Annotated in this window: 13 protein-coding genes; 6 read left to right on the forward strand and 7 right to left on the reverse strand. The window is 74.0% G+C overall.

Annotation, left to right across the window (positions count from 1 at the left end):
* Nucleotides 1-58 precede the first annotated feature (58 nt).
* Nucleotides 59-802, forward strand: a complete 744-nt coding sequence (locus IO20_RS0110095; RefSeq protein ID WP_030548060.1) for an AzlC family ABC transporter permease — start codon at nt 59-61, stop codon at nt 800-802.
* Entirely contained in the window at nt 799-1,107 is a 309-nt protein-coding gene (locus IO20_RS0110100; protein ID WP_030548062.1) for an AzlD domain-containing protein, read from the forward strand. The genes IO20_RS0110095 and IO20_RS0110100 overlap by 4 nt, the downstream gene beginning before the upstream one ends.
* A 28-nt stretch (nt 1,108-1,135) precedes the next feature.
* Here IO20_RS0110100 and IO20_RS0110105 read toward each other — a convergent pair whose 3' ends face one another.
* Entirely contained in the window at nt 1,136-2,065 is a 930-nt protein-coding gene (locus IO20_RS0110105) for a hypothetical protein (protein ID WP_030548064.1), read from the reverse strand.
* A 79-nt stretch (nt 2,066-2,144) separates the two neighbouring features.
* Here IO20_RS0110105 and IO20_RS0110110 point away from each other — a divergent pair, with 79 nt between their 5' ends.
* Entirely contained in the window at nt 2,145-2,339 is a 195-nt protein-coding gene (locus IO20_RS0110110; protein WP_030548065.1) for a DUF3046 domain-containing protein, read from the forward strand.
* A 234-nt stretch (nt 2,340-2,573) separates the two neighbouring features.
* Nucleotides 2,574-3,791 carry an AI-2E family transporter gene (locus tag IO20_RS36390; RefSeq protein ID WP_397789061.1) on the forward strand — a complete coding sequence of 406 codons (1,218 nt, stop codon included), beginning with the start codon at nt 2,574-2,576 and terminating at the stop codon, nt 3,789-3,791.
* 42 nt (nt 3,792-3,833) lie between these two features.
* On the opposite strand, the gene IO20_RS0110120 is transcribed toward IO20_RS36390, so the two are convergent.
* The 4 genes from IO20_RS0110120 to IO20_RS0110135 all read right to left on the reverse strand — a co-directional run bounded on the left by IO20_RS0110120 (nt 3,834) and on the right by IO20_RS0110135 (nt 7,972).
* A complete protein-coding gene (locus IO20_RS0110120) occupies nt 3,834-4,613 on the reverse strand; it encodes a cytochrome d ubiquinol oxidase subunit II (protein ID WP_030548067.1) in 780 nt (259 codons plus the stop codon).
* Nucleotides 4,614-4,652: 39 nt separating this feature from the next.
* Nucleotides 4,653-5,954: a cytochrome ubiquinol oxidase subunit I gene (locus IO20_RS0110125; protein WP_030548068.1), complete on the reverse strand. Its 1,302-nt coding sequence runs from the start codon at nt 5,952-5,954 to the stop codon at nt 4,653-4,655.
* Nucleotides 5,955-6,086: 132 nt separating this feature from the next.
* The gene (locus IO20_RS0110130) at nt 6,087-6,755 is read right to left on the reverse strand and encodes a response regulator (protein ID WP_030548070.1); all 669 of its coding nucleotides are present in this window, start codon (nt 6,753-6,755) and stop codon (nt 6,087-6,089) included.
* A complete protein-coding gene (locus IO20_RS0110135) occupies nt 6,752-7,972 on the reverse strand; it encodes a sensor histidine kinase (protein ID WP_051874341.1) in 1,221 nt (406 codons plus the stop codon). The genes IO20_RS0110130 and IO20_RS0110135 overlap by 4 nt, the downstream gene beginning before the upstream one ends.
* Nucleotides 7,973-8,109: 137 nt before the next feature.
* On the opposite strand from IO20_RS0110135, the gene IO20_RS0110140 reads away from it, so the two are divergent.
* Nucleotides 8,110-8,478, forward strand: coding sequence for a hypothetical protein (locus tag IO20_RS0110140; RefSeq protein ID WP_037635123.1), 369 nt, complete (start codon nt 8,110-8,112; stop codon nt 8,476-8,478).
* On the opposite strand, the gene IO20_RS0110145 is transcribed toward IO20_RS0110140, so the two are convergent.
* Entirely contained in the window at nt 8,462-10,129 is a 1,668-nt protein-coding gene (locus IO20_RS0110145) for an IucA/IucC family protein (protein ID WP_030548076.1), read from the reverse strand. The genes IO20_RS0110140 and IO20_RS0110145 overlap by 17 nt on opposite strands.
* Before the next feature lie 41 nt (nt 10,130-10,170).
* On the opposite strand from IO20_RS0110145, the gene IO20_RS0110150 reads away from it, so the two are divergent.
* Nucleotides 10,171-11,679, forward strand: a complete 1,509-nt coding sequence (locus tag IO20_RS0110150) for an IucA/IucC family protein (protein ID WP_030548078.1) — start codon at nt 10,171-10,173, stop codon at nt 11,677-11,679.
* Nucleotides 11,680-11,698: 19 nt separating this feature from the next.
* On the opposite strand, the gene IO20_RS0110155 is transcribed toward IO20_RS0110150, so the two are convergent.
* The gene (locus IO20_RS0110155; protein ID WP_106978546.1) at nt 11,699-13,111 is read right to left on the reverse strand and encodes an SMI1/KNR4 family protein; all 1,413 of its coding nucleotides are present in this window, start codon (nt 13,109-13,111) and stop codon (nt 11,699-11,701) included.
* Nucleotides 13,112-13,308 lie beyond the last annotated feature (197 nt).

Consider the following 13,308-nt stretch of genomic DNA (forward strand, 5'->3'; position numbering starts at 1 on the left):
GCTCGCGCTCCGGAAACGGACAGGACCGGGCCGCCGGCGCCGCCGTACCATCGCTGACGTGGCAGAACAGACAGCACCCCCCGTCATACGCGACGGCACGCCGGCCAAACCCGACGCCGCCGTCGTCCGCGACGCCCTCGGTGTCGGCGTCGCCGTCGGACTCTCCGGCTTCGCCTTCGGCGTGACGTCGGCGGGCTCCGGCCTCAGCGTCCTCCAGACCTGCGTCCTGAGCCTGCTGGTCTTCACGGGCGCCTCGCAGTTCGCCCTCGTCGGAGCACTCGCCGCGGGCGGCAACCCCTTCACGGCCGCCGCCGGGGCCTTCTTCCTGGGCACCCGCAACGCCTTCTACGGACTGCGGCTCTCCCAGCTCCTCGCCCTGCCCAGGGCCGTCAGGCCGGTGGCCGCCCACTGGGTGATCGACGAGACCACGGCCGTCGCCCTCGCCCAGCCGTCCCGCCGGGCCGCCCGGATCGGCTTCACCGTCACGGGACTCACGCTGTACGTCCTGTGGAACGCGACCACCCTGCTCGGGGCGCTCGGCGCCGAGGCGATCGGCGACACCGCGGCCTGGGGGCTCGACGCGGCCGGTCCCGCCGTCTTCCTCGCCCTGCTCGCCCCCATGCTGAAGTCCGCGACCGAGCGGGCCACCGCCGGGCTCGCCGTCCTCCTCGGCCTCGGACTGCTGCCCGTGCTGCCCGCCGGTGTCCCGGTCCTCGCGGCGGCCCTCGCCGCGCCCGCCGTGCTCTGGGCCCGGGGCCGCCGCGCGGCCACGGCGGCCGGACGAGAGAAGGACTCCCGATGAACGTCTGGATCGCGATCGGCCTCACCGCCGTCGGGTGCTACCTGGTCAAACTGCTCGGCCTGATCGTACCCGCGGGAACGCTGGAGCGGCCGCTCGTCCAGCGCCTCGCCACCCTGCTCCCCGTCGCGCTGCTCGCCGCGCTCACCGCGCAGCAGACGTTCGGCGCGGGCGACGCCGTCGTCCTGGACGCCCGCGCCGCCGGACTCGCCGCGGCAGCCGTCGCGCTCGTGCTGCGTGCACCGTTCCTGGTCGTCGTGGGCGCCGCCGTCGCCGTCACCGCGGGGGTACGGGCCCTGGGCTGGTGAGGCCGCCGGCAGGGGAGCGGGCCCCTGGTCAGTCGACGGCGCGACCGTGGGCGCGCAGGGTGCGCAGGGCCTCGACCGTGACGATCGGCCGCGATTCCAGGGCCGAGCCGGGGGCCCAGGCGCGCCAGCGGATCGGCCAGCCGCCGTCCTCCTCCTGGTCGGCCGCGAGCCGGTCGAGGGACCGGGCCATCTCCTCGTCCGTGAACCAGCGCGCGGCCAGCGAGTCCGGCACGCGCGCGTAGTCGTGCGGGAAGTGCAGTTCCCCGGGCGCGTAGCCCTCGGCCACCGGATACTCCTCCTGCCGGTCGGGGTCGAGGACGGCGAGCCGCTGCTCGCGCACCAGGCGTCCGAGACGGTCGGCCGCCGCCTCCGCGCGCGAGCGGTCCGGGGCCCCATCCAAGAAGGCGACGGCGGCCTCGACCTCGTACGGATGGGTCTTCTCCAGCGACTCCACGGCCGACCAGCAGAACTCGGTCGCCCGGAACAGCCACGCGTGCCACACCTGGTTGCGGTGCAGCAGCCCGACCACGGGGCCGGTCGTGAGCAGCGCGCTCGGCGGGGAGTCGACGACCGGCACGAACGGCGCGGACGGATACGGGCGCTGCGAGGGGTGGATCGCCGGGAGGGCGCCCTCGTGGGTGGACACCTCCGTCAGGTACCGGCAGATCCGCTCCACGCGCAGCCCGCCGCAGCGGCCGATGGAGTCGAGCACCCGCAGCGCCTGCGCGGTGTGCAGGGGCTGGCTGACGGGTCCGCGCAGATCGGGTTCGAGCGCGTGGCCGTAGCCGCCGTCCTCGTTGAGGTACGCCGCGAGCGCCGTTTCCACCTGGTCCGCGCCACCGCGCAGGAAGTGGTAGGCGAACCGGCGCTGTTCGAGGACGCGGGCCGTCAGCCAGACGAATCGCTCGGCGCGGGCCAGGGAGGTCGGGGGCGGGGAGGAGAGGGGTTTTTCGGCCATGGTCCGACCGTAGGGCGGAAAGGCGCGGTGACAAGGCCTACGGAGCGGGCTGCACTCTTGGGAGCGGGATACTGGGGTCATGCGGTTGACGATTTTCTGGGAGCGGATGGCTGACCACTTCGGTGGGGCCTACGCCGAGTCCTTCGCGCGTGACCATGTGATGACCGAGCTGGGGGGCCGTACGGTACGCGAGGCGCTGGACGCCGGCTGGGAGGCGAAGGACGTGTGGCGGGCCGTCTGCGCGGCCGTCGACGTACCGGCGGACAAGCGGTAGCGGTCGGTGGGGGACGGGGCGACCGGCGGGGATGTGAGGGGTCCCGGGTGGAATGTCCGTCCGGTGCGCGAGACTGGCGGGGTGGCCCCGACTGACGACACCGAGACGACCTCCGCGACCGACACGACGAAGACGACCGACACGACGAAGACGCCCGACCCGACCTCCGCGATCAAGGTGAACGGCGCGGCCGAGACGGCCGTGACGGCCGGCACGACCGACGCGGCCGAGGCGATGTCCTCGGTCGGGACGGCCGGCGCGGCCGGAAGAGGCGACGGAGGCGGCAAGGTCCCGGTGAGCGGCGACCCGGCCGCCCGGATGCCGCGCTGGCTGCCCCGCGCACTCGTCCTCGCGTTCGCGCTCTACGCCTGCTTCCTGCTGGGCAACTGGGCCTTCCACCAGCTCGTCGGACTCCTCGTCAACATCCTGCTCGCCTTCTTCCTCGCCCTCGCCATCGAACCGGCGGTCGGACGGATGGCGGCGCGCGGGATGCGGCGCGGCCTCGCCACCTTCCTCGTCTTCATCGCCGTCCTGATCTTCGGTGTCGGCTTCGTCGTGCTCCTGGGTTCGATGCTCGCCGGCCAGATCGTGGACATGGTCGAGAACTTCCCCCAGTACCTCGACTCGGTGATCAGGTGGATCAACCAGACCTTCCACACGGACCTGTCGCGGGTCGAGGTCCAGGACAGTCTCCTGAGCTCCGACTGGCTGCAGAAGTACGTGCAGAACAGCGCGTCCGGTGTGCTCGACGTCTCCGCCACCGTCCTCGGCGGCCTCTTCCGGCTCCTGACGATCTTCCTGTTCTCGTTCTACTTCGCCGCCGACGGGCCCCGGCTCCGGCGCGCGCTCTGCTCCGTCCTACCGCCCGCCCGGCAGGCCGAGGTGCTGCGGGCCTGGGAGATCGCGGTCGACAAGACCGGCGGCTACCTCTACTCGCGCGGTCTCATGGCCCTCATCTCGGGTCTCGCGCACTTCGTGCTCCTCGAGATCCTGGACGTGCCGTACGCGCCCGCGCTGGCCGTGTGGGTCGGCCTGGTCTCGCAGTTCATCCCGACCATCGGCACCTATCTGGCCGGTGCGCTGCCGATGCTGATCGCCTTCACGGTCAACCCCTGGTACGCGCTGTGGGTGCTCGGCTTCGTCGTGATCTACCAGCAGTTCGAGAACTACGTGCTCCAGCCGAAGCTCACGTCGAAGACGGTGGACATCCACCCGGCGGTGGCCTTCGGTTCGGTCATCGCGGGGACGGCGCTGCTTGGCGCCGTCGGCGCGCTGATCGCGATCCCGGCCGTCGCCACCCTGCAGGCCTTCCTCGGCGCCTATGTGAAGCGGTACGACGTGACGGACGACCCCCGGGTCCACGGCCACCGCAGATACGGCGAGGCGGTGGTGGCCCGGCTGCAGAAGGCCCTGCACCACAAGAAGGAGACCGGCGGACCGGACGGCACCTGAGCCCTCGCCTCGGGCGCAGGAAGGCTCAGAGGTGCGAAGGCCTCAGAGGTACGAAGGCCCGGTGACCCGGTGCCGGAAGGTGTGCCAGATCCACGCCTGGACGGCCACGAGCAGCGGGGTGACGCACAGCAGGGTGGGCACGAGCAGAGCGAGCGTGCCGGGGGCGGCCGCCCGCTCGGCCAGCGGGAGCGCGGTCCCCGCCCAGAGCGGCAGCCCGCCCATCAGGACCGCGGTCAGCGCGAAGGACTGCCAGGGCCGCCCGGCGTGTCCGACGAGCCTGCGGGCCCGCTCGTACGGCAGACCGGTGAGCCGGAGGCTGGCGAAACCGAGCCCGTGCGCGGCGAACAGCGCGGAGACGGCGAGCGCGGCGAGGAGGCCCGTGGGGCCGGCCGCCGGCGCGTACGGCCGTCCGGCCAGCAGGGCCGCGAGCAGCCACCCCCAGGAGAGGGCGACGGCCCAGCTCCCGCACGTCACGGCCCCGTCGCAGGCCGCGCGCCAGCGCGGACCCGGGCCCCGGCCGCGCGACCAGAGTCCCGCGTCCCGCACGATCCAGCCGGTGAGCAGGGCCACGAGGACCGGCACCTGCGCGCTCAGGAGCTCCCCTTCGAGGGCGGGGAAGCAGCCGACCAGGACCCCGGCGGTGGCGACGAGCCAGACCTCGTTGCCGAGGAAGAAGGGGGCGAAGGAGGCCAGGACGAGCCTCCGCTCGCGGTCGCTCCGGCCGAGCCAGGGGAGGAGCATGCCGGTGCCGACGTCCGCCCCGGCGAGGACGAACCAGCCCGCCGCGAAGAAGGCGAGCAGGACGATGGCCAGGGTCTCCACGGGGGCTCCTCGGGTTCGTGGCGGGGGAGGTTCAGGGGCTCAGTAGCGGGGCGCGGGGAGTGCGTCGGCCGGGTCGGGCGCGCCGTCCACCGGCCCTTCGGCGGGGCGCTCGTCGTGGCCGAGGCCGGACTCGACGGGACCCCGGCGGGCGTGGCGGGTGAGGAGCCAGGCGTTGAGGACGGCGAGCAGGACGAAGACCGTGGTGAAGACGGTGAGGGAGAGGCGCATGGTGCCGGGGGAGAGGTCCGAGACGGCGTCCTCCGTCTTCAGCAGCCCGTACACCACCCACGGCTGCCGCCCGGACTCCCGGAAGACCCAGCCGCTGATCATCGCGAGATACGGCAGCGGCACGGCCGCCATCAGGACGACATGCCAGAGCCGGAACCGGAGGACGACCTTCTTGAAGGAGGCCAGGACCACCCCGGCGAAACACAGGTACATCATCAGGGCGAAGCTGATCAGCATCAGCAGCGCGCCGCCCCGGGTCCACGCCTCCGAGGGCACGTAGTCCCCCGGCCCGAAACGTTCCACCATCTCCGCCTGGACCCGGGCGATCTCGGCCGCCTGCCCGCTGAACACCGCCGACTTCATCGGCTGGAAGGAATCCAGGACGGCGAACTGCACGCCGCCGAAGACGGCGGCCGCCATGAGCGCGGGCGCCGAAAGGAACACCCCGATCCGCAGGCTGCGGCCGAAGAACTCCCACTCCGGGCTGCGCCGGAAGAGGTGGTAGGCGCTCACGCCGGCCATGAAGAAGCCCGCGGTGAGCAGCGCCCCCGCCAGGACGTGCCCGAAGGCGAGCAGCGCGGAGGGGTTGGTGAGCACCGCGAGCGGGTCGTCGAGGACGAGCTCGCCGTTCTCGGAGCCGTACCCCACCGGGTGGTTGAGGAAGCCGTTGGAGACGAGGATCCAGTACGCCGACAGGTAGGCGGTCAGGACGACGATCCAGATCGCGGCCAGATGGGCCCAGCGGTTGAGCCGGTTCCAGCCGAAGATCCACAGGCCGAGGAAGGTCGACTCGACGAAGAAGGCCACGATCGTCTCGACGGCGAGCGAGGCCCCGAGGACGTTCCCCGCCTCGTGGGTGAGCCCGCTCCAGGCCATGCCGAACTGGAACTCCATCACGAGGCCGGTGACGATCCCGACCGCGTAGTTGATCACGTACAGCCGGCCCCAGAAACGCACCATGCGCGCGTCCAGCGGCTTCCGGCCGAACGTGGCCTTCGTCTGGAGCACGGCGACGACGGTCGCGAGCCCCAGGGTGAGGGCGACGAAGAGGAAGTGGCCGCCCGCCGTGAGGGCGAACTGCAGCCGCGCGAGATCGAGTACGTCCTGTTTCACCCGCTCAGCGTCGGCGTACGGTCAGGGGCCCGTCGTCACCCCCCGGTGGACACCGGCCGTACCCCACCGGTCGTGCCGGTCCGCGCGCGCGTACTCCCCGGGTCGCGACGGCCGGCCCCGATCCCCTACGGGTCAGGCCAGCCAGCCGGGGGTGATCATCCCGGACTCGTACGCCAGGATCACCAGCTGCGCCCGGTCCCGTACGGCCAGCTTGGTCATGATCCTGCTGACATGGGTCTTCGCCGTCGCGGGGGACAACACGAGACGGCCGGCGATCTCGTCGTTCGAGAGCCCCGCGCCCACCAGGCCGAGGACCTCGCGCTCCCGCTCGGTGAGGGCGTTGAGCCGGGGGCTCGGATCCGGCTGCCGCTCCGCCCGGCCCGCGAACTCGGCGATCAGACGGCGGGTCACGGCCGGGGAGATCAGGGCGTCGCCGCGTGCCACGACCCGTACCGCGTGCAGCAGTTCCATCGGCTCGGTGTCCTTCACGAGGAAACCCGACGCGCCCGCGCGCAGCGCCCCGTACACGTGGTCGTCCGCGTCGAACGTGGTCAGGACGACCACCCGGACCCCTTCGAGCCGCTCGTCGGCGGTGATGCGGCGGGTGGCTTCGAGGCCGTCGAGCACCGGCATGCGGATGTCCATGAGGACGACGTCCGGGCGCAGTTCACGGGCCAGCGCGATCGCCCGCTCCCCGTCCCCGGCCTCGCCCACGACCTCCAGGTCCTCCTCGTCGGAGAGGATCGACCGGAAGCCGGCCCGGACCAGGGTCTGGTCGTCGGCGAGCACGACACGGATCATCGGGAGTCCCCCTCGGACACGGTGGGTACGGAGTACGGCAGCCTGGCGTCCACCAGGAAACCGCCGCCGTCCCCATTCTGGGCGGTCAGCTCGCCGCCGAGCGCACGAGCCCGCTCGGTCATGCCCCGGACGCCGCTGCCCAGCGGCCGGCCCTCCGGCGTGCCCCCGCCGTCGTCCTCGATCCGCAGCCGCACCGCGTCCCCACCCCAGTCCAGGGTGACGCGGACGGTCCGCGCGCCCGCGTGACGGGTCACGTTCGTGAGCGACTCCTGCACGATCCGGTACGCGGCGAGGTCGACGGGCGGCGGCAGCGGCACGGGCGTGCCCGTGGTCTCCGTACGGACGTCGAGACCGGCGCTCCGGGCGCGCCCGGCGAGATCGCCGAGGAGGGCGAGACCGGAGGTCGGGGTGGTCGGCGTGGGCTCGTCGGCGCGGCGCAGTACCCCGAGGGTCGCCCGCAGCTCGCGCAGCGCGTCCTTGCTGGTGGCCTTGACCGCCTCCAGGGCCTCGGTGGCGGTGACGAGCCCGGCCTCGGGGGCGGGCCCCTTGCCGAGCCGGTGCAGCGCGGCCCCGGACTGGACGTTGATCAGCGAGATGCTGTGGCCCAGTACGTCGTGCACCTCGCGGGCGATCCGCAGCCGCTCCTCCGTGGCGCTCTGCCGGGCACGGGCCTCCTGCTCCCGCTCGGCGGCGAGCGCCCGCTGCTCCACCTCGTGGAGGTAGGCGATCCGGGTCCGGTGGGCCCGGCCGACGGCGACGAGGCTGATCAGCCAGCCCGCCAGCATGGCGAGCGAGGTCTCGTCGATCTGCCGGTGTCCCGGCCGCTGACGGATCTCGCCGACGCCCACCGCGAGCAGGGTGACGGCGGCGAGCGCGACGGCGGCGGCGAACCTGCCCTCCGCGGCGGTCGTGTACAGCGCGAGCGCGAAAGCGATCATGAGCGGGCCGTCCTGGGCGGACAGCGGGTAGTACACGACGCAGGCCAGCAGGGTGACGACGGCGACGCCGACCGGCTGCCGCCGCCGGAAGGCGAGAGCCCCGCACCCCACCAGGATCAGCGCCCAGCCGAGCACCGTACGGACGGCGGGCTCGCTCGACCACCGCGCGGAGACGAGCGTCCAGACGGCGACGACGGCCAGGACGCCACCCGCCACCAGGGCGTCGGCGGCACGTGGCGAAAGACGTCCGCCGCCGGGGGAACGGAGGGGGAGGGACATGCGTCGAAGGATAGGCGGGGGTTCGCGGTGGGGCGGGTCGTGCGGGGTTCGGGTTCCGGCCGGGTGGGGCGGGTCGTGAGGGTTCGGGTTCCGGCCGCGGTGGTGCGGGACAGGGGCGGGTCGAGGGGGCGGCTTCGATGATGTTCGGTGCGCCGGACGAGTGGTGGGCCTTGCTGCTCGTTCCGGCGGTGCTGTGGGTGCCGATCGGGCCCTTCCTCATGGCGGGCATGGGCGTGTGGTGCGCCCGGCGGCCCGGCAGGTGGCCGCGGCTGTCGTCCGTGCTCCTGCCGCTGGTCCCGGTCCTGGTCTCCGCCGCCGTCGTGGTGCTTCCCCTCGACTCCTGGAGCCTGGCCGAAGAGGCCGGCGACATCCTGGCCTACCTCCTCGTGTACGTCCTCGGCATCACGGTGCTGCCGTGGCTGCTCGGATACGGCACCACGCGTGCGGTACGGGCCGTACGCGCGCGTCGCGCCGGGCGCGTACGGGACCTCAGCGAGAACCCGTGAGGGGGTTGGGCACGGGGAGGTAGTGGGGGGCGGTCGCCTCCGCGCCGATCCAGCGGGAGAGCAGGTTCGCCTTGCCGGGAAGGGTGGGGGAGTCGAGCAGCTCCTTGACGTCGGGGAGCGCCGGCAGCCGGCCGCTTTGCTCGAACTCGGCGCGGGCCAGGTCCCACAAGGCCGGGGCGGAGCCCGGAAAGCGGTGGGCGAGGGCGCCGGCGATCTCGGAGAGGTTGTTGACGACGAGGCAGTAGACGAGCCTGCGCCAGGCCGCCGCGCGGGGTGTCAGCGGGACCGTCTTCGCGCCCTCCGCGTCGCGGAAGACGGACTGCACGGGGGTGCCTCGCCCGTCCACGGCGATCAGCGTGTTCTGCAGGTGGCACTCCACGACGACGCCGAAGCGGGCGAACGCCTCCAGGACGGGCGCCACGACACAGCGCAGGTAGGCCGACCACCAGGGACGGGGATCGGTGATCCGGTCGAGGGGGTTGCCGGGGAAGCCCTCGGCGAGGGCGGCGGCGAGGACGGCCGTCGAGCCCGCGGGCAGATGCCGGTCCAGGCCGTCCCGGACGACGACGGCGCAGGTCTCGAAGAGGCCGCCCACCGTGCGGTAGCCGCGGTCGCTCAGCCAGGCCGCCGGGCCGTCCATGGCGGCGAAGGCGGCGCTGACCACCGGGTCGGTGCGGCGCACGTGGAGCAGTTCGTGCCGTCGCATCCGGCGGACGTCGTTGGTGATCCGGACGTCGAGGCTGAACTTCAGGAACAGGTCCCCGCCGTCACGGGAGCCGTCCCCCTCGACGTACAGGGTGCGCACGGAGGCCGTCGGCCGGGCCGGGCGCGGGGTGACGCCCAACCGGACCAGGCGGCCGTCGGCGAAGGCGGCACGCACGCGTGGAGCCCGCTCGGACAGTTCGAGCTGCCAGGGATGGGCCGGCAGCAGCCGGTAACCGGGGGGAGCCTCGCCGAGGGCGTCGAGGGCCCGTGTGTCGCCGTCCTCGACCAGTACGTCCTCGCGTACGCCGAGCAGTGTGAGCGGGAACCGGGCGTACGCCTCGGGCGCGTAGCGCAGCCAGGCGGTGGGGGAGCCGTCGCTCGTGCGCGCCTTGGGGGCCGGGTGGTACGGGTGGCCCATGACCAGGGCCTGTTCGGAGCGCAGCCACGGGTCGTCGGGGGGTGCCGTGCGGGCGCGCGCGGCGAGGACGGCCCGCACCGCGGCGCGGCTCGCGGCCATTTCGGCGGCCAGGGCGGGGTTGGGCCGTCCGGTGGCGGCGTGCATCTCCTGGACGGCGAGGTCGACGAGACCGGCGTGGCGCAGGGCGCGCCAGGCCTGCCCCGTCCACAGCTCGGCGCCGGAGGGGCGGTGGCCGGGGCGGACCCGCAGCAGCCGGCCGCTGACGCGCAGGCGGTGCACGGCGTACTCGGGGGGCCGGGTCTCGGCCTGGGCGGGGGCCTGGTTCTTGGATGGGTACTCCGGGGCCGGGTGCGCTGCCGGGTTCGCGGGTGGACCTGCCCCGGGATCCGCCGCCGGGTTCGCCGCGGGGTCCGCCGCAGGGTTCGCGGCCGGGTCCGCCGCCGGGTCCGCGGCCTCACGGAGCAGGCAGTTCAGCAGAGGCGTCACCGCCAGCGCGTCGGCGGCCCGCGTGAGTGCGTTCATCGACATCAGTATGTGTGGATTGCCCCCGGTCGCGATAGAACAACCGCATGTGCCGAACTGCCGCGGAGCGGACCCTCGCCGCCGAGCTGGACGCGGTCCGGCCGGGGCTGACGGCGGCGTACGTCGCCGGACTCCCCGGGGCCAGGGCCGCGGTGCTGACCCGGCTGTGGCGCGGCCTCGTCCATGAGCCGCTGCCCTGGGTCGCCGGGCGTGCGACCGGCCGGGAGGGGGTCACCCTGCTCCTGGACGACGGGCGGCGTCTGCGCGGCCCGCGCTCGGACCCCTGGGCGACGGCGGTGTCGGTGACCGGGCTCGACCTGGACGGGGTCCGGCACGACCATCCGGCTGAACTGGTGACGGCCCTGGCCGTGCGGGGCGGCGGGCGACTGGCCGCCGAACTCGACCACAGCGTCGCGTCCATGGCCCTCTCCCGTACGGCCCCCGGGCGGGCGGCGCCGCCCGCCCACCCGTGGGAATGGGAGCAGGGCGAGACCGACGGGCACCCGTACCATCCGGGTTGCCGCTCCCGGCCCGGCTTCTCCGCCGCCGAGCAGCTGGCGTACGCACCGGAGCACCGGCCCGTCGTCGCCCTGGGGCTGGCCGCGGTCGAGGACGCGGCGGTGACGGGGGAATGGCCCCCCGAGCTGCGCGACGGCGCCTCCGTGCTGATTCCCGTCCACCCCTGGCAGGCGGAGCACGTCCTGTCCGGCCGACCGCTGCGGCCCGGCCCCGCCGCGCACCCGCTGCTGTCGCTGCGGACGCTCGACATCGGCGGGGACACGCACGTCAAGACGTCGCTGAGTACGCGGCTCACCTCGACCGTGCGGGACATCTCGGCGTACACCGTCACCCACGCCGTCGCGACGTCCGACTTCGTCGAGCGGCTCGTCCGCCGGCTCGACGGACGGCTGCGCATCGCCCGCAACCTGGCGGCGGCCGGAGCGGGAACGGCCGACCTGGCGGTGCTCCTGCGCGAGGCACCGCACGTCCACGCGGACGCGGCGGCCGGGGAGAGGGTCGTCCCGGTGGCCGTCCTCCCCGCGCTCCTCGCGTCCCGCGCACCGGGGGAACGGCTGGACAGGGCCGTCGAGTTCGCGCGCATGGCGCTCGGTGCCTGCCTGGAGCTGCTCGACCTGGGGGTGGCGCTGGAGGCGCACGGTCAGAACCTGCTCGCCGTCGTCGACGCAGAGGACCGGGTCGTGCGCCTCGTCTACCGGGACCTCGCCGACATCCGGATCAGCCCCGCCCGCCTGACCCGGCACGGCATCCCGGTCCCGCCGCTGCACGGCAGGCTCCTGGACGACGACCCGGCGGTGCTCCGCCGCAAGGTCCTCGGCAGCCTGGTCACCGGGGCGCTCGGCCCGCTCGCCGGCGACGCGCCGACCCTCGGGACGATCCTGGAGGCGGCGACCCGGGACCTCGCCGCCACCCCGGACGTACGGGCCCTGCGGTCGGAACCCCTTCCGGCGAAGGCGCTCACCCTGATGCGACTGGATCCGGACGGCGGCGGGGACCTGTGGACGCGACTGCCGCATCCGTCGGCGAGCCAGTCCTGACCCCGTACGGCTCCGCAGGTCAGGTCGCGGGGCCGAGGTCTCCGTCGAGGAGCGTCTGGACGATCCGGGGCCGGTCCCAGAGCGCCAGAATCTGGTTGGCGATCGCCACGACGTGCAGATGGTCCTGGTCCCGTGCCGTGACCGCGGCGGCCTTCAGGGTCCGGGGGACGGCTCCGGCGTCCAGGAGGGCGCGCCATTCCTCCGTGCCGAGTTCCAGGTGTTCCAGGCCGGTCAGCCCGGCGACCTCCAGCGGGTCGGCCAGTGCGCCGGGGGCGGCGGTGAGCGTGCGCAGGCGGGGCAGGCCGGAGACAGGCGCGAGGCTGAACGGGGCGCCGTCCCCGGCCGCCTCTATGGCGAGGACCTCCAGGGCGGGATGAGCGGCGGCCTGTACGGTCCCGGCGACTCCGGCGACTCCGGCGACTCCGGCGACTCCGGCGACTCCGGGACCTCCGGCGCCGACTCTGGCCACGGCCGGGAGCCCGTCACCGCGGCGGTGAGGGCGGTCGTGGCGTTCCTCCCGCGGCCGGCCCAGCACGAAGTCGGTGAGGGAGTCGGCCACGAGCTCGGCACCGAAGCTCCGCTCGTGATCGACCAGGATGACCTGCCCGAGATGCCCGGCAGGGCCGGGAGTCAGGTCGACCGCGAAGTCGTCGCCGCCGTTGCCCCCGAAGCGGATCCAGCCCGGTGAGCCGGCCAGGTCCTGCACCGCGGCGTCGGGCGAAGTGCCGGCCGCGTGCGCGGCGCCGGAGCCCCAGCCGGGGTGTCGGGCCGCCGCGTCGACGCCCTCCAGGTCCTCCAGGCCGGACAGCTCGCAGCCGACCGCCTGTCCGGCGCGGACCGCCGCCTCGAAGTCGTCGGCCCAGTCCACCCGGGTCACCCGGTAGAGCGCCTTGAGCTCGTCGGACAGGGTGGCCCCGAGGCGCGCTTCGGTGGCGGCGATCTCCGCCTCCGTCGCGCCGACGACGCCGGGCAGCCGTTCGCGGAGCGTCCGCTCAAGCGACTCCGGATCCGCCGAAGGCGCCGGCACTGCCCCTGGCACCGGCTCGGGACGGCGCAGCCAGGGCTCGGCGAGGGAACCTTCGGCCAGGACGAGCACGCCCAGGTCAGGACGGCCGATGGCCGGCTCCACGACCGGGCTGGGCCAGACCAGGCCGAGTGTGGTCCTTCCGTCCGGCCGGACCTCAGCACTGAACGCGACCTCCTGGACCCGGCCGCGCGCGAGCGCCCTCTGAATGCCCTCCACCGCGGTCCGCGCCGCCGACGACATCGACCCCCGGTGGGCCAGGCTCCATCCGTGCGGACCGACACGTCCCGCGACACGCGCCGTCCTGGCCGCACGCCGGTCCGTGTCGTCACCCAGCATGAGCCGCAGCACGGGCTCCCAGACCGCGAAAGCACCTACGGAGGACAGGGGGAGTCTCTGATCGACCATGCGCGGACCGTACGCGGAGCCGATGACAGCGCAGGCTCCGTGGCCGGGCACGGCACCCGGCGCGCGGCGGCCGCCACGCCCCTCCGCCACCGGCGCGGCTCGCTTGACACTGAAATCGAACATCCATTCTTATGGAAGTCCGGCCCTTGGAATCGCGGGCTTGTCGGCGAGTTGTCCACAGGCCGGAGGGGACGTCG

The sequence above is a fragment of the Streptomyces exfoliatus genome (assembly GCF_000725545.1).
GTDB classification, from domain to species: Bacteria; Actinomycetota; Actinomycetes; order Streptomycetales; family Streptomycetaceae; genus Streptomyces; species Streptomyces exfoliatus.

Coding starts and splice junctions, on each gene's coding strand:
- IO20_RS0110140 (WP_037635123.1), top strand. CDS start 8,110: ATGATGTTCGGTGCGCCGGACGAGTGGTGGGCCTTGCTGCTCGTTCCG.
- IO20_RS0110130 (WP_030548070.1), bottom strand. CDS start 6,755: ATGATCCGTGTCGTGCTCGCCGACGACCAGACCCTGGTCCGGGCCGGC.
- IO20_RS36390 (WP_397789061.1), top strand. CDS start 2,574: ATGTCCTCGGTCGGGACGGCCGGCGCGGCCGGAAGAGGCGACGGAGGC.
- IO20_RS0110150 (WP_030548078.1), top strand. CDS start 10,171: ATGTGCCGAACTGCCGCGGAGCGGACCCTCGCCGCCGAGCTGGACGCG.
- IO20_RS0110155 (WP_106978546.1), bottom strand. CDS start 13,111: ATGGTCGATCAGAGACTCCCCCTGTCCTCCGTAGGTGCTTTCGCGGTC.
- IO20_RS0110110 (WP_030548065.1), top strand. CDS start 2,145: ATGCGGTTGACGATTTTCTGGGAGCGGATGGCTGACCACTTCGGTGGG.
- IO20_RS0110105 (WP_030548064.1), bottom strand. CDS start 2,065: ATGGCCGAAAAACCCCTCTCCTCCCCGCCCCCGACCTCCCTGGCCCGC.
- IO20_RS0110145 (WP_030548076.1), bottom strand. CDS start 10,129: ATGTCGATGAACGCACTCACGCGGGCCGCCGACGCGCTGGCGGTGACG.
- IO20_RS0110135 (WP_051874341.1), bottom strand. CDS start 7,972: ATGTCCCTCCCCCTCCGTTCCCCCGGCGGCGGACGTCTTTCGCCACGT.
- IO20_RS0110100 (WP_030548062.1), top strand. CDS start 799: ATGAACGTCTGGATCGCGATCGGCCTCACCGCCGTCGGGTGCTACCTG.